Origin of the sequence: Aquabacterium sp. OR-4 (genome assembly GCF_025290835.2) — a bacterium.
Lineage (GTDB): Bacteria > Pseudomonadota > Gammaproteobacteria > Burkholderiales > Burkholderiaceae_C > Pseudaquabacterium.
Map to the genome: position 1 here is coordinate 319,548 of NZ_JAOCQD020000001.1, position 25,930 is coordinate 345,477.

Consider the following 25,930-nt stretch of genomic DNA (forward strand, 5'->3'; position numbering starts at 1 on the left):
GCCGCTGCGGCGGCGGTTCAATCCAGCGTCACGCCGGTGGCGCGGATGATGGCGCCCCAGCGCCTGGCGTCGCTCTCGAGCGTGCGCTTGAAGGACTCGGGCGTGCCGCCCACCGGCGTCAGGCCCTGCAGGTCGAACTGCAGCTTCACGGCCGGATCACGCAGCACGGCGTTGACATCGGCATTGATCTTCGCGATCACGGCCGGCGGCGTGGCGGCGGCGGTGAACAGGCCGTTCCAGGCCAGCGATTCCACCTGCGGGAAGCCGGCCTCGGCCAGCGTGGGCACGTCGCGCAGGCTGTCGGGGCGCTGCGCGGCGCTGACCGCCAGCATGCGCACCTTGCCCGACTTCACATGCGCCAGCAGGGCCGGCGCGGTCATGAAGCTGGCATCGGCCTCGCCCTGGGCCAGCGCAAAGGCCGCCGGCGGCGAGCCGTTGAACGGGATGTGGGTGGCCTGGAAGCCGGCCTCGGTCATGAACAGCGCCATGGTCAGGTGCGCCGAGCTGCCATTGCCCAGCGACGAGTAGTTCACCTTGCCGGCACGGGCCTTGGCCCAGTCGACGAACTCCTTCACCGTCTTAGCCGGCACCGCGGCGCTCACCGCCAGCACATTGGGCTGGCTGGTGGTCATGACCACCGGCGCCAGGTCGCGCGCCGGGTCGTAGGGCATCTTCTTGTACAGAAAGGGCGCAAAGGCCACCGGGCCGTTGAAGCCCAGCGCCAGCGTGTGGCCGTCGGGCGTGGCCTTGGCCGCCATGTCCACGCCCAGCATGCCGCCGGCGCCGGGCCTGGGTTCCACCAGCACCGGCTGGCCCCACTTGTCCTTGAGCTTGTCGGCCAGCAGCCGCGCCACGATGTCGAGGCTGGAGCCGGCCGGCGCCGGCACCACGATCTTCACCGGCTGCGTGGGCCAGGCGGGGGCGGCGGTCTGGGCGGTGGCGGCCAGCGGCAGGGCGCAGGCCAGGGCAAGCAGCAGGGGACGACGGCGCATGGCAGGGCAGGGGCGAAAGCGGCGAAGCCACGATTGTGGCGCCGCCGCCGGCCCGGCCCGCCGGCGGCCTGGGCTCAGGGGTACAGCCCGCGCTCCTGGCGCGCCATCAGGATGCGCTCGCAGGCCACCGCAAAGGTGGCGGTGCGCAGGCTGATGCGGTGGCGGTCGGCGGTGTCCCAGATGTTCTTCAGCGCGCCGACCATGATCTTGTCGAGCTTGACGTTGATCTCGTCCTCGGTCCAGAAGAAGCTGCTGAAGTCCTGCACCCACTCGAAGTAGCTCACCGTCACGCCGCCGGCATTGCAGATCACGTCGGGCACCACCAGGATGCCGCGGTCGGCCAGCACGTCGTCGGCGGCCTGGCCGGTGGGGCCGTTGGCGCCTTCCAGCACCAGGCGGGCCTTCAGGCGCGCCGCGCGCGTGGCGGTGATCTGGTTTTCCAGCGCGGCCGGGATCACGATGTCGCAGGCCACGTCCCAGAAGGCCTCGTCGTCGATCTTCTCGGCCTCGGCAAAGCCGGCCACGCCGCCGCTGTGGCGGGCATGCGGCACCAGCGTGGCCAGGTCCAGGCCCTGGGCGTTGGCGATGGTGCCGGTGTGGTCCTGCACGGCCACGATCTTGGCGCCGGCCTGGCCAAACAGCTCGGCCGCCGACGAGCCCACGTTGCCGAAGCCCTGCACCGCCACGCGCACGCCTTCCAGGTTCAGGCCGATGCGGCGGGCCGCCTCGCGGCCGGTGACGAACACGCCGCGGCCGGTGGCCTTCACCCGGCCCAGGCTGCCGCCCAGGTGGATGGGCTTGCCGGTGACCACGCCGGTGGCGGTGGCGCCGGTGTTCATCGAGTAGGTGTCCATCATCCAGGCCATGATCTGGGCGTTGGTGTTGACATCGGGCGCCGGGATGTCCTGGTGCGGGCCGATGATCAGGCCGATCTCGCTGGTGTAGCGGCGGGTCAGCTTCTCCAGCTCTTTCTGGCTGAGCTGCCTGGGGTCGACGCGGATGCCGCCCTTGGCGCCGCCATAGGGCAGGTTGACCGCGGCGTTCTTGATGCTCATCCAGGCCGACAGCGCCATCACCTCTTCCAGCGTCACGTCGGGGTGGTAGCGCACGCCGCCCTTGCCGGGGCCGCGGGTCAGGCTGTGCTGCACGCGGTAGCCCTCGAAGTGCGCCACGGTGCCGTTGTCGAGCTCGATCGGCACGTCCACGATCAGCGAGCGCTTGGGCCGCTTGAGCGTCTCGCCCCAGTGGGCCAGCGGGCCCAGGTAGGGCAGCACGCGGTCAACCTGGGCCAGGTAGGTGCCCCAGGGGCTGTCGGAGGTGGGATGCACGTAGGAAAGGGTCATGGTCTTCTTGTCCGGTTGGTACTGGGAGTCCTGGGCGCGGCAGGGGCGTGGCCTTGTGGGCCGGCCGCTGGGGCGCTGGGCGCGCAATGTAGGCGCCGCACCGTGGCCTGGGGGAGGTTATGCGCCGAATGCATTGCCTGCGGACGGTGCGGGTATGACGCGGCGCAACATGCCGCGCGGCCGCCGCGGCGCCAAAGCGATGAGGTATGCCGCTGGGTAGACTGCCGCCCATGACTTCTTCGCCAGACCCCGACTGCATCGCCTTCATCGGCGGCGGCAACATGGCCAGCGCGCTGATCGGCGGGCTGGTGAACAGCGGCCGCGCGCCGGCCAGCATCCTGGTGGTGGATCCCGGCGAGGCGCAGCGGGCCAGGCTGCAGGCCGGGTTCGGCGTGCGCACGCTGGCCGCGGCCGATGCCACGCTGGCCAGCGCCGCGCTGGTGGTGTGGGCGGTGAAGCCGCAGCTGTTCAAGGATGCTGCCGCGCCCTGCGCCGCCCAGGTGCAAGGGGCGCTGCACCTCAGCGTGATGGCCGGCATCCGCAGCGATGCGATCGCGCGCGCCACCGGTGCCCGGCGCATCGTGCGCAGCATGCCCAACACGCCGGCGCTGATCGGCCGCGGCATCGCCGGGCTGTATGCCACGCCGGGCGTCACCGCCGCCGAGCGGGCGCAGGTCGAGCAGGTGCTGGCGCCCACCGGCCAGGTGCTGTGGGTGGCGCGCGAGGCCGATCTCGATGCCGTGACCGCGCTGTCGGGCTCGGGCCCGGCCTATGTCTTCTACTTCGTCGAGGCCATGGTGGCCGCGGCCCAGGCGATGGGCCTGACGCCCGAGCAGGGCCAGCAGCTGGCGCTGGCCACCTTTGACGGCGCCACCGCCCTGGCCGCGGCCAGCGACGAGCCGCCCGCGCTGCTGCGCGAGCGTGTCACCAGCAAGGGCGGCACCACCTACGCGGCGCTCGAATCGATGCGCGGCGACGCCGTGGCCGAGGCCATCGCCCGCGCGGTGCAGGCCGCGCAGCGCCGCGCCGCCGAGCTGGGCGACGAGTTCGGCTGAGCGCCTGAGCGCTGTGCTGCCGCGCCGGCAGCCGGCGGCGCCAGGCCCCGCTGGCTATACTCCGCGCCCACAGCGCCGATTTGTTCCGGATTGCGGGCGCTTAATCAAATGCCGCTAAAGAGGGACGCCCAGCCCGGTGTCCGCTTTGCGGTGCCGGGTTTTGTCTTTTCGGGCACACACGCACACATGGCCTCCGTCGGGCACGTCACACCGCAGACCCTGCACTTCGACACGCCGCTGCCGCTGCGCAGCGGTGCCACGCTGCCGGCCTACGACGTGGTCATCGAGACCTACGGCACCCTCAATGCCGCGCGCAGCAATGCGGTGCTGGTGTGCCACGCGCTCAATGCCAGCCACCATGTGGCCGGCACGCACGCCGGCAAGGACAAGAGCGAGGGCTGGTGGGACAACCTGGTGGGCCCGGGCAAGCCGCTGGACACGAACCGCTTCTTCGTCATCGGCATCAACAACCCCGGCTCGTGTTTCGGCTCGACCGGGCCGATGCACGCCAACCCCGCCACCGGCAGGCCCTGGGGCGCCGACTTTCCGGTGATGACTGTGGAAGACTGGGTCGACGCCCAGGCCCGCGTGCTCGACCGCCTGGGCATTGAGCGCCTGGCCGCGGTGCTGGGCGGCAGCCTGGGCGGCATGCAGGCGCTGAGCTGGACGCTGCGCCACCCCGGGCGCGTGGGCGAGTGCGTGGCCGTGGCCACCGCGCCCAACCTGAGCGCCCAGAACATCGCCTTCAACGAGGTGGCGCGCCGCGCCATCATCACCGACCCCGATTTCCACGGCGGCCACTTCTACGCCCACGGCGTGGTGCCCAAGCGCGGCCTGCGCGTGGCGCGCATGATCGGCCACATCACCTACCTCAGCGACGACTCGATGGAGGCCAAGTTCGGCCGCAGCCTGCGCGAGGCCGAGCTGGCCTACAGCACGCAGGACATCGAGTTCCAGATCGAGAGCTACCTGCGCTACCAGGGCGACAAGTTCAGCGAGTACTTCGACGCCAACACCTACCTGCTGATCACCCGCGCACTCGACTATTTCGACCCCGCGCGTGCGCACGGCGGCAGCCTGGCCGCGGCCTTTGCGCCGGCGCGCGACATCCGCTTCACCATCGTGAGCTTCACCACCGACTGGCGCTTCTCGCCGGCGCGCAGCCGCGAGATCGTCAAGGCCCTGGTCGACAACCGCATCGCGCTGAGCTACAGCGAGATCGACGCACCGCACGGCCACGACGCCTTTCTGCTCGAAGACCCGCGCTACCACGGCGTGCTGCGCGCCACCTTCGAGCGCATTGCACGGGGGATCGCCCGATGAGCAGCCTGCACCACGAGCTGGAGGTGATTGCCGACCTGGTGCCCCAGGGCGCCCGCGTGCTCGATCTGGGCTGCGGCGACGGCGCGCTGCTGGCCCACCTGAAGGCCGCCAAGGGCTGCACCGGCTACGGCGTGGAGCTCGACGACGAGAACGTGCTGGGCTGCGCGCGCCGCGGCGTCGAGGTCATCCAGCTCAACCTCGAGGAAGGGCTGGCGCTGTTTGACGACCGCAGCTTCGACGTGGTGCTGCAGCTGCAGACCCTGCAGCACCTGCGCAACACCGAGAAGATGCTGCGCGAGACCGCCCGCGTGGGCCGCAGCGGCGTGGTGAGCTTTCCCAACTTTGCGCACTGGCCCAACCGCATGAGCGTGCTGCGCGGGCGCATGCCGGTGACACGCGCGCTGCCCTACGAGTGGTACGACACACCCAACATCCGCGTCGGCACCTTTGCCGATTTCGAGGTGCTGGCGCGGCGCAACGGCCTGCAGATCCGCGACAGCTTCGGCCTGCACGCCGGCCGCGTGGTGCGCCGCCAGCCCAACCTGATGGCCAGCGTGGCGGTGTTCAGGTTCGAGGGGCGCTGAGCCCGCGCCGCACCGGGGCCCCATCATCGGGATGGCGCCGGCCGGGGCGGCCGCGCTACAAGGCGGCTCCCCCAACCCCTGGAGATTGCAGATGATCGGCTACGTCACCCTCGGCACCAACGACCTGCCGCGCGCCAAGGCCTTCTACGACGCCCTGCTCGAGCCGCTGGGCATCGACCGGATCATGGAGTTCGACGGCAACGGCTACGCCTGGGGCTCCGGCATGGACAAGCCGGCGCTGGGCATCATGAAGCCCTTCAACAAGCTGCCGGCCACCTGGGGCAACGGCACCATGGTGGCGCTGGCCCTCGACAGCCGCGACAAGGTGGTGGCCGCCCACGCCCGCGCGCTGGGCCTGGGCGCCACCGATGAAGGCGCGCCCGGCCCGCGCGGCGAAAGCGGCTTTTTTGCCGGCTACCTGCGCGATCCCGACGGCAACAAGCTCAACTTCTTCTGCATGGGCTGAGCGGGCCGGTTGTCCGGATGGCTTGATGCGCGGACCCGCGGCCAGGCGGCCGGCCCGCGCCGCGCGCAGCGCCGGTACCGCGCGCACCGCCAGCGTCGCCGTGGCCGGCTGAACTGTCAGATCCGGCACGGCCCGGCCACCGGCAGCGGACCAGATCGGCCGGGCGCTCAATTCGCGGGCGCCGCGGCCGAAGACCCGTCGTACTCCGACCACCTGCCGGTGCGACGCCCATGCCTGCCTGCCCATCCCTGACCCCCCGTCTGGCCGCCCTGATGGCCGCCGTGCTGGCCGCCTGTGCCCAGGCGGCGCCACCACCCGCCGCCGAGGCCGCGCCGGCCGAGCTGAGCCTGGAAGACCTGCTCAAGGCCGATGTGGTGACCGCGTCGCGCAAGGCGCAGGCGGTGCAGGACGTGGCCGCGGCGGTGTACGTGATCTCGCGCGAGGACATCGAGCGCTCGGGCGCCAGCAGCCTGCCGGCCGCGCTGGCCCTGGCGCCGGGGGTCGAGGTGCAGCGCCTGTCCAGCGGCCGCTGGGCGGTGGGCACGCGCGGCTTCTCGGGCCGCTTTGCCAACAAGCTGCTGGTGCTGATGGACGGGCGCAGCATCTACTCGCCGCTGTTCTCGGGCGTGCTGTGGGAGATGGAGGGCACGCTGATCGAGGACATCGAGCGCATCGAGGTCATCCGCGGCCCCGGCGCGGCGCTGTGGGGTGCCAATGCGGTCAACGGCGTGATCAACATCCTCACCCGGCCCGCGCGCAACACCCAGGGCACGCTGCTGGCGGCCGGCACCGGCACGCTGGAGCGATCCTCGCTGGCCCTGCGCCATGGCGGCACGCTGGGTGGCGCGGGCGGCAGCGGCCTGGCCGGCGCCAGCGGCCACTGGCGCGCCTGGTTCAGCCACCAGGACGCCACCCACTTCGACGACCTGAGCGGCGCGCCGGCCAATGACGACTGGCACACCACGCGGGCCGGCTTCCGGGCCGATCTCACGCTGGCCGGCGGCACCGCGCTGAGCCTGTCGGGCAGCCTGTCGGACAACAGCGCCGGCGACCGCTGGTACACCGCCAACCTGGTGTCGGCCACCGGCAGCGATGTCAACCACATCGTGCAGCGCACCAACACCGCCCACCTGCTGGCGCGCGCCAATCTGCTGGGCAGCGATGGCAGCGAGACCGTGGTGCAGAGCTATCTGGCCACCGACCGGATCAGCGGTGGCCAGTTCTTCGACCAGCACCGCGCCACCGTCGATGTGGACGTGCAGCACCGCCCGCGGCCGCTGGGCGCGCACGATCTGGTGCTGGGCGCCACCTGGCGCACGTCGCGCGACCGCGTGGGTTCAGGGCCGGGGCTGTTCAGCTTCCGCAACCCGAAGCGCAACTTCACCGTGGCCAGCGTGTTCGTCAACGACGAGATCACGCTGCTGCCGCAGACCCTGCGCGCCACCGTGGGCGCGCGCATCGAGCACAACAGCTTCACCGGCTGGGAGCCGCAGCCGCACCTGCGCCTGGCCTGGACGCCCAACCCCACGCAGACGCTGTGGGGCGCCGCCTCGCGTGCGGTGCGCACGCCCTCGCGCGCCGAGCGCGACATCCAGGTCGACCTGCGCGTCACGCCGGCCAGCCCGCCGGTGCCGCCGGTGCTGCTGCGCAGCACCACCCATCCCGACCAGGCGCTCGATGCCGAGCGCGTGGTGGCCTGCGAGCTGGGCTTTCGCCAGCAGTTCGGCCCCAGCCTGGCGCTGGACCTGGCGCTGTTCAGCAACCGCTACACCCAGCTCACCGGCGGCGCCACCGGGGCGCAGAGCTTCGAGTTCACGCCGGTGCCGCATGTGGTGCAGTACCTCACGCCGGGCAACCACCTGCACGGCCGCACCCGTGGCGGCGAGCTGGTGCTCGACTGGCGCGTGCTGCGCGGCTGGCGGGTGCAGGCCATGGTCTCGCTGGTCAACACCCATGTCGGCAGCAACAGCAGCGACCCGGTCACCATCGGCTCGGCGCTCAGCCAGGCCGGCGGCACGCCCGAGCGCCTGTCCTCGTTGCGCAGCACGCTGGCCCTGGGCAGCCAGGTGGATGTGGACGCCCGGCTGCGCCATGCCTCGGCCATCAGCGCCACCGGCGTCAAGCCGGTGCCGGCCTACACCACGCTGGACCTGCGCCTGGCCTGGCGTGCCCGGCCGGGGCTCACGCTGTCGCTGATGGGCGAGAACCTGCTGCAGCGCCGCCATGTGGAGGGCGCGCCCGAGCTGCTGCCCTCGCCCACGCTGCAGGTGCCGCGCAGCGGCCATGTGAAGGCGCTCTGGCAGTTCTGAGCCGCAGCGCAGCCCGGACATGGCACCGATGGCGTGGCGTTCGCTGCCGCCGGCGTTGCTGATGGCAGCGCTGCTGCTGGCCCTTGCCGGTGCGCGGGCCCAGCCGGCGCTGGGCGAGGCCCAGGCCAAGGCTGCCGCACTGGTGAACTTTGCGCGCTATGTCGAGTGGCCCGAGCGCGCGTTCGCCAGCCGCGAGGCGCCCTTCGTGTTCTGCCTGGCCGGGCGCGAGAGCCTGGCCGCCGCGGTGGCCACGCTGGACGGCCGCAGCCTGCACGGCCGGCCCACCCAGCTGCGCCGCGTGCTGGGCGTGGAAGAGCTGCGCGGCTGCCATGTGCTGTTCATCGCCGAGGCCGAAGAACGCCGCCAGGCGCCGATGCTGCGCGCCGTGGCCGGCGAGCCGGTGCTGGCGGTGGGCGACGGCGCCGGCTTCACCGAGGCCGGTGGCGCCATCGGCGTGACGCTGGAGGACGGCCGCATCCGCTTCGACATCAGCCGCCCGGCGCTCGACGCCGCGCAGTTGCGCGCCAGCGCCAACCTGCTGCGCCTGGCGCGCAATGTGCGCCCGTGAGGCCGTGATGAGCATGCGCTTCAAGGACCTGCCGATCCGCACCAAGCTGCTGGTGTGCATCGGCCTGGCCGCGGCCATCGGCCTGGTGCTGAACCTGCTGCTGTTCACCGCCGCCGATCTGCGCTCGCGGCGCGCGGCGGTGGAGTCGCAGCTGGCCAGCATTGCCGCCATCGTGGCCGAGACCAGCGCCGCGCCGATCCGCTTTGACGACGCCGAGGCCGCCCAGGCCACGCTGGCCGGGCTGAGCGCGCGGCCCGAGATCCTGGAGGCGCGCATCACGCTGCCCGATGGCCGCGTGTTCGCGCTGCATCCGCGCCGTGCGCCGCGGGCCGCGCGCGGCGCCTCGGCAGCACCGATCACCACAGCGCCGCAGCATGCCGACGACGATGGCCACCATCTGCATCTGCGCCACCCGGTGCGCCAGGACGGCGAGGTGATCGGCGAGGTGCTGCTGGTGGCCGATCTGGCCGGCGCCCGCCGCGACACGCTGGCCAGCCTGGGCATGGCCTCGCTGAGCTCGCTGCTGGCCTTTGCCGTGGCCATGGCGCTGGCGGTGCGCATGCAGCGCTCGATCTCGCAGCCGCTGCTGCAACTGGCACAGACCGCCGACGCGGTGGCCGCCGACGGCGACCACGGCCGCCGCGTGCAGCTCGACCAGCGCGACGAGGTGGGCGAGCTGGCCGCGCGCTTCAACGCCATGCTGGGCGAGCTGGAGGCGCGCGAGAACGAGCTCGAGCAGCACCGCGACCGCCTCGAGCAGCAGGTCGAGCAGCGCACCACCCAGCTGCGCACCGCCAAGGAGCAGGCCGAGGCCGCCAACGTGGCCAAGAGCCGCTTCCTGGCCAACATGAGCCACGAGATCCGCACGCCGATGAACGGCGTGATCGGCATGGCCGATCTGCTGCAGGCCACCTCGCTGACCGAGACCCAGCGCCGATACGCTGATTCGCTGCGCCAGTCGGCCGAGTCGCTGCTGGCGCTGCTCAACGATGTGCTCGACCTGTCCAAGATCGAGGCCGACAAGCTCGAGCTGGTCGACGAGCCCTACAGCCCGGCCCAGCTGCTCGAGCAGGCCACGCTGCTGTTCGCGCCGCAGGCGGCGCAAAAGGGCCTGGCCCTGGTGTGCCGGCTGGGGCCGGGCGTGCCCGACTTCGTGCGTGGCGACGGCCACCGCGTGCGCCAGATCCTCACCAACTTCCTGAACAACGCGCTCAAGTTCACCGACAGCGGCCAGATCGTCATCGCGCTTGAATCGCTGGTGGCCGAGCCCGACGCCGGCCCCTGGGCCAGCGCCGATCCTGCGGGGCGGCGCCTGCGCCTGTCGGTCACCGATTCGGGCATTGGCGTGGCGCCGGCCGCCCAGGCGCGGCTGTTCCAGCGCTTCATGCAGGCCGACAACACCACCACCCGCCTGTACGGCGGCACCGGCCTGGGCCTGGTGATCTGCCGCGAGCTGGCCGACCGCATGGGCGGCCAGGTGGGCCTGGCCAGCGCGGCCGGCCAGGGCAGCAGCTTCTGGGTCGAGCTGGCCGAGCGCGAGTGCGCGCCGCCGCCTGGCCAGGTGGCCCCGCCGCGCGGCCGGGTGCCGGCCGGCACCCGCGTGCTGCTGGGCGTGCGCCACGACGCCACCCGCGCCGCGCTGGCCGAGCTGCTGGCGGCCGCCGGTGCCCAGGTGCTCGAGGCGCCGGGCGAGGTGGCGCTGGACGCCGCGCTGATCGCCGCGCCCGATGCCTTCGGCCTGGTGGTCATCGACAGCCGCCTGCCCGCCGCCGGCACCGACGAACGCCTGCGCGCGCTGCGCCAGCGCTGCGGCACGGCCACCCGCCTGGTCACGCTGGTGCCCATGCACACCGGCGGCGACGTGGCGCTCGACGAGCGCGAGGCCGACGGCGTGCTGCTGCGCCCGGTCACGCGCAGCGCGCTGGCGGCGCTGCTCGAGCGCCTGTTCGCGCCGCGCCGGCCGCGCCGCAGCGGCACCCAGCCGGCCGCGGCGGTGCCGCCGCGCTTTGACGCCCGGGTGCTGCTGGTCGAGGACGCCCCGCTCAACCGCGAGATCGCCACCGCGCTGCTGCAAGGCCTGGGCTGCCGCGTCACCACCGCCGACAACGGCCTGCAGGCGCTGGCCCGGCTGGCCGGCGACAGCCGTTTCGACCTGGTGCTGATGGACTGCCAGATGCCCGAGATGGACGGCTACGAGGCCGCCCGCGCCATCCGCAGTCGCGAGGCCGCCGAGCGCGCCGCCGGCAGCACCGCGGCGCCGCTGGACATCGTGGCGCTGACCGCCAATGCGCTGTCGGGCGACCGCGAGGCCTGTCTGGCCGCCGGCATGGACGACTACCTGGCCAAGCCGATCACCGCGGCCCGCCTGGCCGAGATGCTGGCGCGCCACCTGCAACCGCCCGCGCAGCCCCAGCCGCAGCCCCAGCCGCAGCCGCAGCCGCAGCCGCAGCCGGCCGTGGCCGCCACCGTGGCCGCGCTGTCCGCCCCGGCCGCGCCGGCCCAGCCACCATCAACCCTACCGCCCGCGCCGCCGCAGGCCACGCAGCCGCCGCTGTTCGACCCCCAGGTGCTGGCCGCGCTGCCGATGGTGGCCGATGGCTCCGATCCCGCCTTCATGGCCCATGTGCTGTCCTCGTTCCTGATCGACAGCCGCCAGACCCTGGCGCACTGGAGCGCGGCGCTCGACGGCGGTGACCACAAGACCGCCCTGCGCGGCATCCACACGCTGAAGTCGACCTGCGCCCAGGTGGGCGCACTGGCGCTGTCGGCGCTGGCTGCCGAGGGCGAGCTGCGCCTGCGCGGCGGCCAGCTGCCGGGCGCCGACTGGCGCGAGCGCGTGGGCCAGACCCATGCGCACACCCTGCAGGCCATCGAGGCCTACCTGGCCTCGCCGGCGGCCGGCCGGCTTGGCGCGGACCTGCCCCTGGTGTCATGAACCCGCAGACCGCCACCGCACCCACGCCCGCCGACGACGCGCTGCTGCGGCGCGCCTACGAGCGCCTGCCGCTCAGCCTGGGCATGTCGCTGCTGGCGCTGCTGGCCTTCATGGGCCCGCTGCGCCCGCATCTCGGGCCCATCGGCCACGGCCACTGGGCCGGGCTGATGCTGCTGGCCATGCTGCTGCGCGGTGGCAGCTGGCTGGCCTTCCGCCACCGCAGCTGGCCGGCCGACACGCTGGCGCCGCGGCGCTGGCGCTGGCTGTTCGAGCTGGGCTCGCTGGTGTCGGCGCTGTGCTGGTCGTACGGGCCCGCGCTGGTGCTGGCCCAGCCCTGGGCGCCGGGCAGCACGCTGATGGTGGCCACCTTGCTGATCGTGTGCGCGGCCGCGCTGCCGGCCATGGCCGCCCAGCCGCTGGCGCTGCAGCTGTTTCTGCTGGGCATGCTGCTGCCGCCCTCCGTGGCCGCCGGCGCCGGCCAGGGCGGCGTTGGCGCGTCGGTGCTGGCGCTGCTGCTGCTGTTCGGCCTGACGGTGCTGATGCTGTCGGCACGGCGCGTGAGCAGGGGCATGGCCGAGCTGTACCAGTCGCAGGCCCAGCTGCGCCTGATCGCAGCCCAGGCCGAGGCCATGCGCAAGCAGGCCGAGAACGCCTCGCTGGCCAAGACCCGCTTCCTGGCCAACATGAGCCACGAGCTGCGCACGCCGCTCAATGCCGTGATCGGCGCCGCCCAGCTGTTGCGTGCCGAGTCGCTGGCCCGCGAGGCCCAGGCGCAGCTGGTCGATGCCATCCAGCAGGGCGGGCGCAACCTGCTCGACCTGATCGAGAACATCCTCGACCTGTCGCGCATCGAGGCCGGCCAGCTGCCGCTGCATGCGGCCGACTTCCATCTGGTCGAGTGCGTGGAGGCGGCGCTGTCCACGGCGGCGCTGTCGGCGCGCGCCAAGGGCCTGGCCCTGGCCTGCGTGGTCGACCCCGCGCTGCCGGCCTGGCGCCATGGCGACGAGGCGCGGCTGCGCCAGGTGCTGCTCAACCTGCTGGGCAACGCGGTCAAGTTCACGCTGCGCGGCGAGGTGGTGCTGCGCGTGGCGCCGGGCAGCGCGGCCCACACGGTGCGGTTGAGCGTGTCCGACACCGGCGTGGGCATTGCCGACGATTCGCTGGCGCATGTGTTCGAGCCCTTCCGCCAGGGCGACGAAGGGGCCGACCGCCGCTTTGGCGGCAGCGGCCTGGGTCTGGCCATCGTGCGCCAGCTGGTGCAGGCCATGCACGGGCAGATCCAGGTGCACAGCCAGGCCGGCCAGGGCAGCTGCTTCAGCTTCGAGCTGCCCTTGCCGCCCGCGCAGCAGGCGCCACCCGAGCCGGCGGCACTGGGCCACCGGGTGGCCTATGTCGAGCCGCACGCGGCCGCTGCCGAAGGCCTGCAGGCCATGCTGCAGCGCCTGGGTTGCCAGGCCCTGCATTGCCGCAGCGCTGCCGAGCTGGGTGCCTGGCTGCGCAGTGCGCCGGACAGCGCGCCCGCGCCCTGGCTGCTGCTGGCCGCCGATGCACCCGCGGCCGACGAGCTGCTGGAAGCCGCCGTCGACGCGGTGGCGCCCGAGCGCGTGATCGCGATGACGGCCGACTTCTGCCTCGAGTCGAACCTGGCCCGCGACCGCCTGCACCTGGCGCGCGAGGTCATCAAGCCGGTCACCCGCGCGGCGCTGGTCAGCCGCATCGGCGCGCACGCCGGGCCCCGCGTGTCCAGCGCGTCCAGCGCGCCATGCCCGCTCGGCGCGCCGGTGCGGCCCGCCGCCCCGCTGGCCCTGTTGAGCCAGGGCGAGTTCGAGCGCCTGAGCCATGTGCTGGTGGTGGAGGACGACCCGCTCAACCGCGCCATCGTCAGCGGCCTGCTGCAGCACGCCGGCTGCCGCGTGACCGAGGCCGCCGATGCCTTGCAGGCCATGGCCCGGCTGGCCGAGGCCGGCCGCATCGACCTGGTGCTGATGGACTGGCAGATGCCCGGCATGGACGGCCTGGAGGCCACGCGCCGCCTGCGTGCCGGCGCCGCCGGGCCGGCCGGCCGGCGGGTGCCGATCGTGGCACTGACCGCCAATGCCTTTGCCGAAGACCGCCAGGCCTGCCTGGCCGCCGGCATGAACGACTTTCTCAGCAAGCCGGTGCTGGCCGCCAGCCTGCTGGCCGCCGTGGCGCGCTGGGCCCCCGCCCGGGCGCCGGGCGGGCCGGCCGACGCGGCAGGCCCGGGGCCGGCCAGTGCCCCGGCCCTCGCCCCGGCCCTCGCCCCGGCCCCCACGCCGGTCGCGCCGGCGCCGATCTTCGACCCTGCCGTGCTGGCCGCCCTGCCGATGGTGGCCGACGGCTCTGACCCCGGCTACGCGCTGGAGCTGCTGGCCATGTTCGAGACCGCCACCACGCAGGCCCTGCAGCACATTGCCCAGGCCAGCGCGGCGGCCGATGCGCCGCGCCTGCAGCGCCTGGTGCACACGCTCAAGTCCAGCGGCGCCAGCGTCGGCGCCGATCTTCGACCCTGCCGTGCTGGCCGCCCTGCCGATGGTGGCCGACGGCTCTGACCCCGGCTACGCGCTGGAGCTGCTGGCCATGTTCGAGACCGCCACCACGCAGGCCCTGCAGCACATTGCCCAGGCCAGCGCGGCGGCCGATGCGCCGCGCCTGCAGCGCCTGGTGCACACGCTCAAGTCCAGCGGCGCCAGCGTCGGCGCCCTGGCGCTGGCGGTGCTGGCCGGCGAGGCCGAGGAGGCGCTGCGCCGCGGCACGCCGGTGGCGGCCGATCTGCCGGCGCAGCTGGGCGCCGCGTGGCAGCAGCTGCAGCCCGAGCTGGCACGCCACCGCGCCACCGCGGCGGCCCCGAACCCCGTGCCGCGCCTGCTGCTGGTGGACGATGACAGCATGCTGCGCCACATGGCCGCCCGCACGCTGCGCCACGCCGGCTTCGAGGTGGTGGACGCGCCCGACGGCGAGGCCGGCCTGGCGGCCTTTGCCGCGCAGGATTTCGACCTGGTGCTGCTGGACGTGATGCTGCCGGGGCTGGACGGTTTCGAGGTCTGCCAGCGCCTGCGGGTGCTGCCGCGCGGCGCGCGCGTGCCGGTGCTGATGCTCACCGGCCTGAACGACACCGGCTCCATCGACCAGGCCTACAGCCAGGGCGCCACCGACTTCATCACCAAGCCGATCAACTGGACGCTGCTGTCGCACCGCGTGCGCTACGCCCTGCGCGCGGCCGACTCGGCCGACACCCTGCGCCTGGGCCGCGAACGCCTGGCGCGGGCGCAGCGCCTGGCCGGCATGGGCAGCTGGGCCTTCACCGCGGCCGGCGGGCTGGAATGCTCGCCCGAGCTGGCGCGGCTGTACGGCGCCGCCGTGTCCGACGAGCGCCCGTGGATCACCACCGCCGGCCACCTGCTGCAACGCGTGCTGCCCACCGACCGCGACGCCGTGGCGCTGGCCCGCCGGCGCCTGCGCGACGAGGGCTGCGCCTACCAGATCGAGTTCCGCATCGAGCGCCTGGACGGCCAGCTGCGCACCCTGCACGAGCAGGCCATGCCGCTGCTCGACGACAGCGGCCGCCGCGTGGCCATCGAAGGCATCACGCAAGACATCACCGAGCGCGTGCAGGCCGCGCAGCGCATCCGCCAGCTGGCGCACTACGACGCCGTGACCGGCCTGCCCAACCGCCAGTTCTTTGGCGAACTGGCCGCGCCGGCGCTCGACCGCGCGCGCCGCCAGGGCCTGCACTGCGCGGTGCTGCATGTGGACCTCGACGAGTTCAAGGCCGTCAACGACGCCTATGGCCGGGGTGGCGGCGACCATGTGCTGCAGGTGGTGGCCGAGCGCCTGCGTGGCTGGATCCGCGGCACCGATCTGGCCGGCGTGCCGTCCCTGGTGCCCGCCGCCAGTGATGCCGACGACGACAGCGGCGCCAGCGGCAGCGCCGGCGTGGTGGCGCGCGTGGGCGGCAATGCCTTCACGCTGCTGATCGCCGACCTGGCCGGCCAGGGTTCGGCCGCCGCGGTGGCCCAGCGCCTGCTGGGCGCGGTGCACCAGCCGATCACCCTGCCCGGGCCCGAGGCGCAGCCGCCGCTGGTGCTGAGCGCCGGCATCGGCATTGCGCTGTACCCCGGCGACGCCCCCGACCCCGCCGGCCTGACCCGCTGCGCCGAGCAGGCCGCCTACGCCGCCAAGGCGCGCGGGCGCGGCCAGCTGCGCTTTTTTGACGAGACCATCGACGCCCAGGCCACGCGCCGCCTGCGCGTGGAAACCGAGCTGCGCCACGCCATCGAGCACGGCGAGCTGCGCCTGCACTACCAGCCCAAGCTGGTGTTCGACGACGATGGCGGCCACGGCCCGCTGCCGGTCGGCCGCCTGGCCGGTGCCGAGGCGCTGGTGCGCTGGCAGCACCCCGAGCGCGGCCTGGTGCCGCCGGGCGAGTTCATTGCCGTGGCCGAGGAGGCCGGCCTGATCGGCCCGCTCACCGACTGGGTGCTCGACCATGCCTGCCGCCAGCTGGCGGCCTGGCGCGCTGCCGGCCTGGCCCTGGTGCCGCTGGCCGTGAACCTGGCCGCCACCAGCTTTGCCGACGCCACGCTGGCCGACCGCCTGAGCGCGCTGCTGCAGCGCCATGGCCTGCCGCCGGCCAGCCTGGTGCTGGAGGTGACCGAAAGCCTGCTGATGCGCGAGCCCGAGGCCACCGCCGGGCGCATGGCGGCGCTGCGCGCGCGCGGCTTCGCGCTGTCGCTGGACGACTTCGGCACCGGCTACTCCTCGCTCAGCTACCTCAAGCGCTTTCCGCTCGACGAGCTGAAGATCGACCGCAGCTTCGTCGTCGATGCCGCCCGCGGCGGGCGCGACAGCGCGCTGGCCAAGGCCATCATCGGCCTGGGCCGCGACCTGGGCCTGCGCGTGGTGGCCGAAGGCGTGGAGACGGCCGAGCAGGCCGCCTTCCTGCGCCGCCACGGCTGCCTGGTGCACCAGGGCTACCTATACGCCAGGCCGCTGCCGGCCGAGGCCTTTGCCCAAGGCCTTGCGCGCGAGGCGCCGCTCCCATAATGGGTGCATGACCCTCACCGAGCTGCGCTACATCGTCGCCGTTGCCCGCGAGAAGCATTTCGGCCGCGCCGCCGAGGCCTGCTTCGTCAGCCAGCCCACGCTCAGCGTGGCCATCAAGAAGCTCGAGGAAGAGCTGGACATCAAGCTGTTCGAGCGCGGTGGCGCCGAGGTCAGCGTGACGCCGCTGGGCGACGAGATCGTGCGCCAGGCGCAGCAGGTGCTGGAGCAGGCCCAGGCCATCAAGGAGATCGCCAAGCGCGGCAAGAACCCGCTGGCCGGTCCGCTGCGCCTGGGCATCATCTACACCATCGGCCCCTACCTGCTGCCCGAGCTGGTCAAGCATGTCATCGCGCACACGCCGCAGATGCCGCTGATCCTGCAGGAGCACTTCACCGTCAAGCTGCTGGAGATGCTGCGCACCGGCGAGCTCGACTGCGCCATCATGGCCGAGCCCTTCCCAGACACCGGCCTGGCCATCGCGCCGCTGTACGACGAACCCTTCGTGGTGGCCGTGCCGGCGGCCCACCCGCTGGCCCAGCGCAGCGCCATCAGCGCCGAAGAGCTGAAGCAGGAGACCATGCTGCTGCTGGGCACCGGCCACTGCTTTCGCGACCAGGTGCTCGAGGTGTGCCCCGAGTTCGCGCGCTTTTCCAGCCAGACCGAGGGCATCCGCAAGAGCTTCGAGGGCAGCTCGCTCGAGACCATCAAGCACATGGTGGCCTCGGGCATGGGCATCACCGTGGTGCCCGTGCTCAGCGTGCCGAAAGCGCCCTCCGAGCATGTGCGCTACATCGCCTTCGAGGCCCCGGCGCCCACCCGCCGCGTGGTGCTGGCCTGGCGCCGCAGCTTCCCGCGCTACGAGGCCATCGCGGCACTGCGCAACGCGGTGTATGCCTGCCGGCTGGATGGGGTGACGCGCCTGTCCTGAGGGCTTGGGCGGCGCGCGGTGCGGGCCCGGCGCTGCGGCTCAGCGAAAGCCGCCGGCCACCCGGATGCGGTCACCGGTGATCCAGCGCGAGGCGTCGGAGGCGAGGAACACGGCGACATCGGCCACGTCGTCCGGCTGACCCATGCGGCCAAGCGGCGTGCCGGCAATCATCTGCTGCTCCATCGCGCTGCCGATGATGCCGGCCGTGTGCGTGCCCTCCGTCTCGACGCCGCCCGGCGCAATGGTGTTCACGCGCACCTTTCTTGGCGCCAGCTCGACCGCGTGGGTGCGGGTCACCTGGTCGAGCGCACCCTTGGTCGCGCCGTAGATCGTGGCCCCCGGCAGGCCCTTCTCGCTGGCGATCGAGCTGATGTTGATGACGCTGCCACCTTCGGCCGGAAACCGCTTCACGGCTTCGCGCGTGGCGAGGATGGGGCCGAGCACATTGGTGTCGAACTGCCGGTGGAACTCGGCCTCGGTCACTTCCTCCAGCGCACCGAACTGGTAGATGCCGGCGTTGTTGACCAGGATGTCGAGTCGGCCGAAGGCCTCGTGGGCCTCGGCAAACAGGCGCTTGACGTCGGCCTCCTTGGCCACGCTGCCCTGCACCGCAATGGCCCGGCCACCCGCCCGCCCGATCTCGGCCACCACGGTCTCGGCGCCCGCCCGGCTGGACGCGTAGTTGACGACCACCGACGCGCCTTGCGCGGCAAACGCCTTGGCGATGCTGGCGCCAATGCCCTTGGATGCACCGGTGACGACGGCCACCTTTCCTTGCAACGAACCGCTCATGAACCTTCTCCTGGGAAGTGCGCTGTCAAATCGACAGTTAGATAAGTGTCTAACTATCGAGGAGCCCTTGGGTGCGCTGGGGTCATCCTTGCCGGATCAGATTTGTGCGAGTCGCGCGAGATAGGCCTGCAGCACGTCGCGCTGCAGCACCAGATTCATGAACTTGCCGTCGCGCTCCATCAGGATCAGCCCGGCGGTCTCGAGTTCTTTCAGGTGGTGCGAGATCGTCGCCGCGCTCACGTCATGGCTTTGCTGCAGCGCGCTGCACGGGCAGGCCCCCGCCGCGCTGCCGATCTCCTGAAGCAGCCGAACCCTGCGTGGCTCGGCAAGCGCACGCGCGATGCGTTCGATCTGGCGCTCACTGAGCTCGAGGTTCTGGCTGGGTTCCATGGCCGCCCGATTGTCCGCTGTCGCACCCCACCCCGCGGCCGGGCCAGCACCGGCAGTGGGGGCACCACCGGCTGCCGCGGCCCGGCCAACACGCCGGCCGCGGGCGCCAGGCCGGCGCAGCGACAATCGGCCCCGATGACCGACCCCGCCGCGCCACCGCCTGCCCAGCCCCGCAACCCGCTGCACGGGTTGACGCTGGAGGCCATCGTCGAGGCGCTGCGCGCCGAGTACGGCTGGCGCGGGCTCGATGAACGCATCCCGCTGCGCTGCTTTGCCTTCGAGCCCAGCGTCAAGTCGAGCCTGAAGTTCCTGCGCCGCACGCCGTGGGCGCGCGAAAAGGTCGAGAGCCTGTACCTGTTCATGCTGCGCGAGCGCCAGCGCAACGCGCGCGGTTGAGCCGGCGCCGGGCCCGGCGCGCTCAGGCCGCGCCGAACCAGCCCTCGGCCAGCGCGGCATCCAGCCGCTCGCGCAGGTAGGCCCACAGCGCCGGGCAGCCGGCCGCAATCGGCGGGCCGATGCGCGCCACCACCCGGGCATGGCTGACGCCGTTCTCGCGCCAGCTCTGGCCGCGGTTGGCCAGGTTCAGCAGCGCGGGCATGGCGCGGTCGACCGCATGGGCATAACGCGCCTCGGGCGTGGCCTCGTCCTCGAATTCTTGCCAGGCGTCGAGAAAGCGCTGGCCCTGGCCATCGGGCAGCAGGCCGAAGATGCGCTGCACCGCGGCGCGCTCGGCGGCCTTGCGTTCGGCCCAGCCGTCTTGCACGTAGACCAGCGTGTCGCCGGTGTCGATCTCGCCCACGTCGTGCACCAGCAGCAGCTCCACCACGCGGGCCAGGTTCACCGGCTCGGCGGCCAGGTGGGCCAGCGCTTGCGCCATCAGCGCGATCTGCCAGCTGTGCTCGGCCGAGTTCTCGTAGCGGTCCAGCCCGGCGGGCTTGGTCTTGCGCGTCACGCCCTTCAGGCGGTCGAGCTCGAGGATGAAGTCGATGTGGGCTTGCATGGGGGCCGGCGGCGGGTTCAGAAGCTCGAGCCGGGCTGCTGCAGAAAGGCCAGCTCGTCGGCGCTGGACTCGCGGCCCAGCGCGGCGTTGCGGTGCGGGTAGCGGCCAAAGCGGTCAACGATGGCCCGGTGGCGCAGCGCGGCATCGAGGTTGCCCGCCAGGCCCAGCGCGCGGTACAGGCGCTCGCTCTCGGCCTGCATGGCGCGCGACTCGCTGTGCATGAAGGGCAGGTACAGGAAGGCACGCTGCACCGGCGCCAGCACCGCATCGGCCGCGGCGGCCAGCGCATGCTGGGCCAGCACCAGGGCCATGCCGTCGTGCGCAAAGGCGCGCGGCGTGCCGCGGTGGATGTTGCGCGAGAACTGGTCGAGCACGATCACCTCGGCCAGCCGGCCTTGCGGCGTGGCGCGCCAGGCGGCCAGCTCGCCGGCCGCGGCGGCCTGGTGCAGGGCGCCGTAGCGCTGGGTGATCAGTGCGTCAAAGCCGGCATCGGCGCGCCACCACTGGGCGGGCGCGGTGTCGGTGAACCAGAAGTGCAGGATGCCGGCGGCGGTGGCGTCAGCGGACGTCATGGGCGTAGATGATGAAGCCGTGGTGCTGCGCCACCTGGTCATACAGGCGCCGGCCGGTGGTGTTGGTCACGTGGGTCTGCCAGTACACGCGCTGGATGCCGGCCTCGCGGGCCTGGCCGTACACCGCCTCGATCAGCGCGCGACCAATGCCCTGCTGGCGCCGCGTGGGCGCGGTGAACAGGTCCTGCAGGTAGCAGGTGAGGGCCAGGCGCGTGGTGCTTCGGTGATACAGGCAGTGGCACAGACCCACCAGCTCACCATCGACCTCGGCCACCCAGCCGAACACCGGCTCGTCGGGGTTGAAGAAATGACCCCAGGTGGCTTGCGTCACCTCGTCGGGCAGGGCGGTGGCGCCCTCGCGGCCATAGAAGGCGTTGTAGCCGTCCCACAGCGGCTTCCAGGCGGCGAAATCGGTGGGGGCGACGGGGCGAATGATCAGCTCGGACATGCGCGCATTCTGCGCGTACACCACCCGCCCGTGCCCGGCGCGCGGCAGGACGGACGAGCGACTGAAACCGCATGCCGCGGGCGCCGCCGGCAAACCGGGCAAACTCGCGCCGTGCTGAATGCTTCTCCCGCCGCCGCGCCGCCCGACCCCGCTCCGCTGATCGCCCTGCACCAGGTGCACAAGCGCTTTGCCGGCGGTCGTACCGAGGGCACCCAGGCCCTGGCCGGGGTGAGCCTGGCGGTGCGCGCGGGCGAGTTCGTGTCGCTGCTGGGGCCCTCGGGCTGCGGCAAGAGCACGGTGCTGCGCCTGGTGGCCGGGCTGGACGATGCCGATGCCGGCACGGTGGCCGCGCCGGCGCGCCAGCACGGCGCCGACGCGGCCACGGCCTTCGTGTTCCAGGAGCCCACGCTGATGCCCTGGGCCACGGTGGCCGACAACGTGGCCCTGCCGCTGAAGTTGCAGGGGCAGCGGCGCAGCCAGACCACGCCGCGCGTGGCCGAGGTGCTGGCCCGCGTGGGCCTGGCCGACTTTGCCGGCGCCTACCCGGCCCAGCTGTCGGGCGGCATGAAGATGCGGGCCTCCATCGCCCGCGCGCTGGTCACCGCGCCACGCGTGCTGCTGATGGACGAGCCCTTTGCCGCGCTCGACGACATCACCCGCCAGCGCCTGAACGCCGACCTGCTGCAGTGGTGGCAGGCGCAGCGGCTGGCGGCGCTGTTCGTCACCCACAGCGTGGCCGAGGCGGTGTACCTAAGCCAGCGCGTGCTGGTGATGGCCGCACGCCCCGGCCGCGTGCTGGCCGAGGTGGTGATCAACGCACCGTACCCGCGCCCGGCCGACTGGCGCCACACGCCCGAATTTGCCGCCGCCTGCCGCGGGCTGTCGCAGGCGCTGGCCGAGGCCGCCGAGCCGGTGGCGGTGCCTGCCACTGCCGCTGCCCCCGCCGCCGCCGCCGCCGCCGCCGCCCCACGCCCATGAACCGCCCCGCCACCCACACGCTGCTGCCCGCCGCCGTGATGCTGGGCCTGCTGCTGGCCTGGGAGCTGGGCGTGCGCTGGGCCGGCATCCCCGACTACACGCTGCCGGCGCCCAGCCGCATCGCCCAGTCGCTGGCCGAGCACGGTGTCTCGCTGCTGGGCAGCTGGTGGTACACGCTGAAGATCACCTTCGGCGCGCTGGCCCTGGCCTGCGCCGGCGGCGTGTTGATTGCCAGCGCCTTTGCGCTCTCGCCCACGCTGGAGCGCGCGCTGTTTCCGCTGGCCGTGGTGCTGCAGGTGACGCCGCTGATGGCGGTGGCGCCGCTGATGCTGATCTACCTGGACAGCACCACCTCGGCGCTGCTGCTGTGTGCCTGGCTGAGCGCGTTTTTTCCGATCCTGTCCAACACCGTGATCGGGCTGCGCGCGGCCGATCCGCAGCTGCGCGACCTGTTCCGCCTGTACCGCGCCACGCCCTGGCAGCGCCTGGCGCTGCTGCGCGTGCCCTCGGCGCTGCCCTACTTCATCGCCGGGCTCAAGGTCTCGGGCGGGCTGGCGCTGATCGGCGCGGTGTCGGCCGAGATGGTGGCCGGCGCGGCCGGGCGCGAGACGGGCCTGGCCTCGCGCATCCTCGAGGCCAGCTTTCGCACCGAGACGCCCAAGATGTTTGCCGCCCTGCTGCTGCTGGTGGCCACCGGCGTGATGATCTTTGCGCTGTTCAACGCCCTGTCACGCGGGGTGCTGGGGCGCTGGCACGCGTCAGAATCCGGCCGAACCGACTGATCCCGATGAAGGACCACCCGATGCGCTTCACGCTGCTGGCCACCGCGGCCGCCACCCTGCTGCTGGCCAACGGCGCCGCCCGCGCCGACGACAAGGTGACCTTCGCCACCAACTGGAAGGCGCAGGCCGCGCACGGCGGCTTCTACCAGGCGCTGGCCGACGGCACCTACAAGAAACACGGGCTCGAGGTCACCATCCAGCAGGGCGGCCCGCAGGTCAACAACCGGCCGCTGCTGCCGGCCGGCAAGATCGACTTCCTGATGACCGGCAACCTGCTGCACAGCTTTGACAACGTCAAGAACAAGGTGCCCACCGTGGTGGTGGCCGCCATGTTCCAGAAAGACCCGCAGGCGCTGATGGCCCACCCCGGCCAGGGCTACGACAAGTTCGAGAGCCTCAAGAACGCGCCGCTGGCCCTGGTGGCCAAGGACGGCCAGTTCAGCTGGTGGCAGTGGCTCAAGGCCGTGCACGGCTTCAAGGACGAGGCGCTCAAGCCCTACAACTACAACCTGGCCCCCTGGCTGGCCAACCCCAAGGCCATCCAGCAGGGCTACTCGGTGGCCGAGCCGATCTATGCCGAGAACCAGGGCAGGTTCAAGCCGGTGGTGCACCTGCTGGCCGACCACGGCTTCTCCACCTACAGCACGGTGATCGAGGCGCGCACCGAGACCGTGAAGGCCAAGCCCGAGCTGGTGCAGCGCTTTGTCGATGCCTCGATCATCGGCTGGGTGAACTACCTCTACGGCAACCGCAAGCCCGCCAATGCGCTGCTGATGAAGGACAACCCCGAGATGAGCGAGGCCGAGATCGAGGCCAGCGTGGCGCTGATGAAGAGCCAGGGCATCGTCGACAGCGGCGAGGCCCAGGCCAAGGGCCTGGGCGCGATGAACGCCGCGCGCATTGCCGACTTCTACGGCCAGATGGTCAAGGCCGGCCTGTACAAGCCCGGCGAGGTGGACCTGTCGAAGGTGGCCACCTTGCAGTTCGTCAACAAGAGCGTCGGCCAGGACGTGAAGGCCCGGCTCGGCGGCCGCTGATCGCGGCACACTGGCAACAGCAACCTCAACCCCTGACCGAACCCCAGGAGCTGCGCACCATGGCCAAAGGCAAATCCAAGTCCACGAGCGCGGGCGGCAACGGCCCGCTCATCAACATCGGCATCACCGAGAAAGACCGCGGCGCCATTGCCGGCGGCCTGTCCAAGCTGCTGGCCGACACCTACACGCTCTACCTCACCACGCACAACTTCCACTGGAACGTGACGGGGCCGATGTTCAACACCCTGCACACCATGTTCATGGCGCAGTACACCGAGCTGTGGAACGCGGTCGATCCGATCGCCGAGCGCATCCGCTCGCTGGGCCATGCCGCGCCGGGCTCGTATGCGCAGTTCAAGAGCCTGTCCTCGCTGCCCGACGCGCCGGGCACGCCGCCCAAGGCGCTGATGATGGTGCAGATCCTGGTCGAGGGCCACGAGGCCGTGGCGCGCACCGCGCGCAGCATCTTTCCGCTGGCCGATGCCGCCAACGACGAGCCCACCGCCGACCTGCTGACCCAGCGCCTGACCGTGCACGAGCAGACGGCCTGGATGCTGCGCTCGCTGCTGGAGGAGTAAGCCGCCGCCGCGGCGCCCGGTGGCGCCGCGCAGCCCCGGCGCCCCGGTGCCCGGCCCCGGCGGCGATAATCGCGCCACCGCCTCCCGACCTTGCCGCGGCCCGCACTTGTGCGGGCCGTGCGCATTTGAGCCCGCCATGTCCGATCTCGCCCCCCAGGTCCGCCGCCGGCGCACCTTTGCCATCATCAGCCACCCCGACGCGGGCAAGACCACGCTCACCGAGAAGCTGCTGCTGTTCTCGGGCGCGATCCAGATCGCCGGCTCGGTGAAGGCGCGCAAGGCCTCGCGCCACGCCACCAGCGACTGGATGGAGATCGAGAAGCAGCGCGGCATCTCGGTGGCCAGCTCGGTGATGCAGATGGAGTACCGCGACTGCGTCATCAACCTGCTCGACACCCCGGGCCACCAGGACTTCTCGGAAGACACCTACCGCGTGCTCACCGCGGTGGACGCGGCGCTGATGGTGATCGACGCGGCCAACGGCGTGGAGCCGCAGACGCGGCGCCTGCTGCAGGTCTGCCGGGCGCGCAACACGCCCATCCTCACGTTCGTGAACAAGCTCGACCGCGAGGTGCAGGAGCCGCTGGCGCTGATGGACGAGATCGAGCGCGAGCTGGGCATGACCGTGGTGCCCTTTACCTGGCCGGTGGGCATGGGCAAGGTGTTCGGCGGCGTGCTCGACCTGCGCAAGGACCAGATGCGCGTGTTCACCCCCGGTGAAGACCGCGTGGCCGGCACCGAGGAGATCGTCGACGGCATCGCCAACCCGGCGCTGGCCCAGCGCTTTGGCAGCGCCTTCGAGCAGGCCGCCGGCGAGATCGAGCTGGTGCGCGACGCCGCGCCGGCCTTCGACGAAGCCGCCTTCCTGGCCGGCCGCCAGACGCCGATGTTCTTCGGCTCGGCGGTCAACAACTTCGGCGTGCAGGAGGTGCTGGATGCCCTGGTGGACCTGGCCCCACCGCCCGGTGACCGCACCGCCATCCAGCGCACCGTGCACCCCGAGGAGGCCAAGTTCACCGGCGTGGTGTTCAAGATCCAGGCCAACATGGATCCGGCCCACCGCGACCGCATCGCCTTCCTGCGCGTGGCCTCGGGCAAGTTCGAGCGCGGCATGAACCTGAAGGTGGTGCGTAGCGGCAAGACGCTGCGGCCCAACACCGTGGTCACCTTCATGAGCCAGAAGCGCGAGCTGCTCGATGAAGCCTTTGCCGGCGACATCATCGGCATCCCCAACCACGGCGTGCTGCAGCTGGGCGACACGCTCACCGAGGGCGAGGCGCTGCAGTACACCGGCCTGCCCTTCTTCGCGCCCGAGATGTTCCGCATGGTCGAGGTGGCCGACCCGCTCAAGACCAAGCAGCTCAAGGCCGGCCTGCAGCAGCTGGGCGAAGAAGGCGCGATCCAGGTCTTCAAGCCGGTGGCCGGCAGCGTGCTGATGCTGGGCGCGGTGGGTCAGCTGCAGTTCGAGGTGGTGGCCCACCGGCTCGAGCACGAATACAGCTGCAAGGCGCGCATCAGCCCCTGCCGCTTCCAGATCGCGCGCTGGGTGACCTGCGAGACCGGCGACGGCGCGGCGGCCGACGAGCGCGAGCTCAACCGCTTCATCGATGCCAACAGCCACCGCATGGCCTACGACGCGGTGAACGCGCCCACGCTGCTGGTGGAATACGCGCCCGAGCTGCGCGCCATCGAGGCCAACTGGCCGAAGATCAAGTTCCACGCGCTGCGCGAGCACGCGGGGCTGGTGTTCCAGAAGCAGATCGACGGCTGAGCCCCGGCGCCGGTT

Annotated in this window: 23 protein-coding genes; 16 read left to right on the top strand and 7 right to left on the bottom strand. The window is 72.3% G+C overall.

Features of this window, described 5'->3' with window-relative positions:
- Positions 1 to 17: 17 nt before the first annotated feature.
- Positions 18 to 992, bottom strand: coding sequence for a Bug family tripartite tricarboxylate transporter substrate binding protein (locus N4G63_RS01285; protein WP_260789183.1), 975 nt, complete (start codon positions 990 to 992; stop codon positions 18 to 20).
- 74 nt (positions 993 to 1,066) lie between these two features.
- The gene (locus N4G63_RS01290) at positions 1,067 to 2,335 is read right to left on the bottom strand and encodes a Glu/Leu/Phe/Val family dehydrogenase (RefSeq protein WP_314599253.1); all 1,269 of its coding nucleotides are present in this window, start codon (positions 2,333 to 2,335) and stop codon (positions 1,067 to 1,069) included.
- A gap of 230 nt (positions 2,336 to 2,565) precedes the next feature.
- Here N4G63_RS01290 and proC point away from each other — a divergent pair, with 230 nt between their 5' ends.
- The 10 genes from proC to N4G63_RS01340 all read left to right on the top strand — a co-directional run bounded on the left by proC (position 2,566) and on the right by N4G63_RS01340 (position 17,567).
- Entirely contained in the window at positions 2,566 to 3,390 is an 825-nt protein-coding gene (proC, locus tag N4G63_RS01295; protein WP_260789181.1) for a pyrroline-5-carboxylate reductase, read from the top strand.
- 186 nt (positions 3,391 to 3,576) lie between these two features.
- Entirely contained in the window at positions 3,577 to 4,713 is a 1,137-nt protein-coding gene (metX, locus tag N4G63_RS01300; protein ID WP_260789179.1) for a homoserine O-succinyltransferase MetX, read from the top strand.
- Positions 4,710 to 5,297, top strand: a complete 588-nt coding sequence (gene metW / locus N4G63_RS01305; protein WP_260789178.1) for a methionine biosynthesis protein MetW — start codon at positions 4,710 to 4,712, stop codon at positions 5,295 to 5,297. The genes metX and metW overlap by 4 nt, the downstream gene beginning before the upstream one ends.
- A gap of 91 nt (positions 5,298 to 5,388) precedes the next feature.
- Entirely contained in the window at positions 5,389 to 5,763 is a 375-nt protein-coding gene (locus N4G63_RS01310) for a VOC family protein (RefSeq protein WP_260789176.1), read from the top strand.
- A gap of 272 nt (positions 5,764 to 6,035) precedes the next feature.
- Entirely contained in the window at positions 6,036 to 8,072 is a 2,037-nt protein-coding gene (locus N4G63_RS01315) for a TonB-dependent receptor plug domain-containing protein (protein WP_260789175.1), read from the top strand.
- 28 nt (positions 8,073 to 8,100) lie between these two features.
- Complete coding sequence (locus N4G63_RS01320) at positions 8,101 to 8,640, top strand: TOL_0243 family YfiR-like periplasmic protein (RefSeq protein WP_260789174.1); 540 nt, start codon at positions 8,101 to 8,103, stop codon at positions 8,638 to 8,640.
- Positions 8,641 to 8,647: 7 nt separating this feature from the next.
- Positions 8,648 to 11,575 (top strand): response regulator, encoded by a 2,928-nt coding sequence (locus tag N4G63_RS01325; protein ID WP_260789172.1) that lies wholly within the window; start codon positions 8,648 to 8,650, stop codon positions 11,573 to 11,575.
- Positions 11,572 to 14,145 carry an ATP-binding protein gene (locus N4G63_RS01330; protein WP_314599254.1) on the top strand — a complete coding sequence of 858 codons (2,574 nt, stop codon included), beginning with the start codon at positions 11,572 to 11,574 and terminating at the stop codon, positions 14,143 to 14,145. Before N4G63_RS01325 ends, N4G63_RS01330 begins: the two co-directional genes overlap by 4 nt.
- Positions 14,108 to 16,639, top strand: a complete 2,532-nt coding sequence (locus N4G63_RS01335) for an EAL domain-containing protein (protein WP_314599255.1) — start codon at positions 14,108 to 14,110, stop codon at positions 16,637 to 16,639. Before N4G63_RS01330 ends, N4G63_RS01335 begins: the two co-directional genes overlap by 38 nt.
- A gap of 7 nt (positions 16,640 to 16,646) precedes the next feature.
- Positions 16,647 to 17,567, top strand: a complete 921-nt coding sequence (locus N4G63_RS01340) for a LysR substrate-binding domain-containing protein (protein ID WP_260789169.1) — start codon at positions 16,647 to 16,649, stop codon at positions 17,565 to 17,567.
- 39 nt (positions 17,568 to 17,606) lie between these two features.
- Here the strand turns inward: N4G63_RS01340 and N4G63_RS01345 are convergent, their stop codons facing one another.
- Both N4G63_RS01345 and N4G63_RS01350 read right to left on the bottom strand, forming a co-directional pair.
- A complete protein-coding gene (locus N4G63_RS01345) occupies positions 17,607 to 18,359 on the bottom strand; it encodes an SDR family NAD(P)-dependent oxidoreductase (protein WP_260789167.1) in 753 nt (250 codons plus the stop codon).
- Positions 18,360 to 18,455: 96 nt separating this feature from the next.
- A complete protein-coding gene (locus tag N4G63_RS01350) occupies positions 18,456 to 18,749 on the bottom strand; it encodes an ArsR/SmtB family transcription factor (RefSeq protein WP_260789165.1) in 294 nt (97 codons plus the stop codon).
- A 135-nt stretch (positions 18,750 to 18,884) separates the two neighbouring features.
- Here N4G63_RS01350 and N4G63_RS01355 point away from each other — a divergent pair, with 135 nt between their 5' ends.
- Entirely contained in the window at positions 18,885 to 19,145 is a 261-nt protein-coding gene (locus tag N4G63_RS01355) for a VF530 family protein (RefSeq protein WP_260789164.1), read from the top strand.
- Positions 19,146 to 19,167: 22 nt separating this feature from the next.
- On the opposite strand, the gene N4G63_RS01360 is transcribed toward N4G63_RS01355, so the two are convergent.
- Genes N4G63_RS01360 through N4G63_RS01370 form a run of 3 tightly spaced genes read right to left on the bottom strand, consistent with a single transcriptional unit; the run spans position 19,168 to position 20,769 of the window.
- Positions 19,168 to 19,749 (bottom strand): HD domain-containing protein, encoded by a 582-nt coding sequence (locus N4G63_RS01360; protein WP_260789162.1) that lies wholly within the window; start codon positions 19,747 to 19,749, stop codon positions 19,168 to 19,170.
- 17 nt (positions 19,750 to 19,766) lie between these two features.
- On the bottom strand, positions 19,767 to 20,321 hold the full coding sequence (locus N4G63_RS01365; protein WP_260789161.1) for a DUF924 family protein: 555 nt from the start codon (positions 20,319 to 20,321) through the stop codon (positions 19,767 to 19,769).
- Positions 20,308 to 20,769 (bottom strand): GNAT family N-acetyltransferase, encoded by a 462-nt coding sequence (locus tag N4G63_RS01370; protein ID WP_314599256.1) that lies wholly within the window; start codon positions 20,767 to 20,769, stop codon positions 20,308 to 20,310. The genes N4G63_RS01365 and N4G63_RS01370 overlap by 14 nt, the downstream gene beginning before the upstream one ends.
- A 111-nt stretch (positions 20,770 to 20,880) precedes the next feature.
- On the opposite strand from N4G63_RS01370, the gene N4G63_RS01375 reads away from it, so the two are divergent.
- The 5 genes from N4G63_RS01375 (at position 20,881) to N4G63_RS01395 (ending at position 25,915) form a co-directional block, all read left to right on the top strand.
- Positions 20,881 to 21,747: an ABC transporter ATP-binding protein gene (locus N4G63_RS01375; protein ID WP_260789160.1), complete on the top strand. Its 867-nt coding sequence runs from the start codon at positions 20,881 to 20,883 to the stop codon at positions 21,745 to 21,747.
- A complete protein-coding gene (locus tag N4G63_RS01380; RefSeq protein ID WP_260789158.1) occupies positions 21,744 to 22,529 on the top strand; it encodes an ABC transporter permease in 786 nt (261 codons plus the stop codon). Before N4G63_RS01375 ends, N4G63_RS01380 begins: the two co-directional genes overlap by 4 nt.
- A gap of 5 nt (positions 22,530 to 22,534) precedes the next feature.
- Positions 22,535 to 23,566, top strand: a complete 1,032-nt coding sequence (locus tag N4G63_RS01385) for an ABC transporter substrate-binding protein (protein ID WP_314599257.1) — start codon at positions 22,535 to 22,537, stop codon at positions 23,564 to 23,566.
- Between the two features lie 59 nt (positions 23,567 to 23,625).
- Positions 23,626 to 24,144, top strand: coding sequence for a Dps family protein (locus N4G63_RS01390; protein WP_260789157.1), 519 nt, complete (start codon positions 23,626 to 23,628; stop codon positions 24,142 to 24,144).
- A 136-nt stretch (positions 24,145 to 24,280) separates the two neighbouring features.
- On the top strand, positions 24,281 to 25,915 hold the full coding sequence (locus N4G63_RS01395) for a peptide chain release factor 3 (protein WP_260789156.1): 1,635 nt from the start codon (positions 24,281 to 24,283) through the stop codon (positions 25,913 to 25,915).
- Positions 25,916 to 25,930 lie beyond the last annotated feature (15 nt).

Bases quoted from the DNA above. Each gene is read 5' to 3' on its own strand.
- N4G63_RS01315 (WP_260789175.1), top strand. From the start codon at position 6,036: ATGGCCGCCGTGCTGGCCGCCTGTGCCCAGGCGGCGCCACCACCCGCC.
- N4G63_RS01390 (WP_260789157.1), top strand. From the start codon at position 23,626: ATGGCCAAAGGCAAATCCAAGTCCACGAGCGCGGGCGGCAACGGCCCG.
- metW (WP_260789178.1), top strand. From the start codon at position 4,710: ATGAGCAGCCTGCACCACGAGCTGGAGGTGATTGCCGACCTGGTGCCC.
- N4G63_RS01395 (WP_260789156.1), top strand. From the start codon at position 24,281: ATGTCCGATCTCGCCCCCCAGGTCCGCCGCCGGCGCACCTTTGCCATC.
- N4G63_RS01365 (WP_260789161.1), bottom strand. From the start codon at position 20,321: ATGACGTCCGCTGACGCCACCGCCGCCGGCATCCTGCACTTCTGGTTC.
- N4G63_RS01340 (WP_260789169.1), top strand. From the start codon at position 16,647: ATGACCCTCACCGAGCTGCGCTACATCGTCGCCGTTGCCCGCGAGAAG.
- proC (WP_260789181.1), top strand. From the start codon at position 2,566: ATGACTTCTTCGCCAGACCCCGACTGCATCGCCTTCATCGGCGGCGGC.
- N4G63_RS01370 (WP_314599256.1), bottom strand. From the start codon at position 20,769: ATGTCCGAGCTGATCATTCGCCCCGTCGCCCCCACCGATTTCGCCGCC.
- N4G63_RS01380 (WP_260789158.1), top strand. From the start codon at position 21,744: ATGAACCGCCCCGCCACCCACACGCTGCTGCCCGCCGCCGTGATGCTG.
- N4G63_RS01355 (WP_260789164.1), top strand. From the start codon at position 18,885: ATGACCGACCCCGCCGCGCCACCGCCTGCCCAGCCCCGCAACCCGCTG.
- N4G63_RS01285 (WP_260789183.1), bottom strand. From the start codon at position 992: ATGCGCCGTCGTCCCCTGCTGCTTGCCCTGGCCTGCGCCCTGCCGCTG.
- N4G63_RS01350 (WP_260789165.1), bottom strand. From the start codon at position 18,749: ATGGAACCCAGCCAGAACCTCGAGCTCAGTGAGCGCCAGATCGAACGC.
- N4G63_RS01325 (WP_260789172.1), top strand. From the start codon at position 8,648: ATGAGCATGCGCTTCAAGGACCTGCCGATCCGCACCAAGCTGCTGGTG.
- N4G63_RS01320 (WP_260789174.1), top strand. From the start codon at position 8,101: ATGGCGTGGCGTTCGCTGCCGCCGGCGTTGCTGATGGCAGCGCTGCTG.
- metX (WP_260789179.1), top strand. From the start codon at position 3,577: ATGGCCTCCGTCGGGCACGTCACACCGCAGACCCTGCACTTCGACACG.
- N4G63_RS01345 (WP_260789167.1), bottom strand. From the start codon at position 18,359: ATGAGCGGTTCGTTGCAAGGAAAGGTGGCCGTCGTCACCGGTGCATCC.
- N4G63_RS01360 (WP_260789162.1), bottom strand. From the start codon at position 19,749: ATGCAAGCCCACATCGACTTCATCCTCGAGCTCGACCGCCTGAAGGGC.
- N4G63_RS01310 (WP_260789176.1), top strand. From the start codon at position 5,389: ATGATCGGCTACGTCACCCTCGGCACCAACGACCTGCCGCGCGCCAAG.
- N4G63_RS01330 (WP_314599254.1), top strand. From the start codon at position 11,572: ATGAACCCGCAGACCGCCACCGCACCCACGCCCGCCGACGACGCGCTG.
- N4G63_RS01385 (WP_314599257.1), top strand. From the start codon at position 22,535: ATGAAGGACCACCCGATGCGCTTCACGCTGCTGGCCACCGCGGCCGCC.
- N4G63_RS01290 (WP_314599253.1), bottom strand. From the start codon at position 2,335: ATGACCCTTTCCTACGTGCATCCCACCTCCGACAGCCCCTGGGGCACC.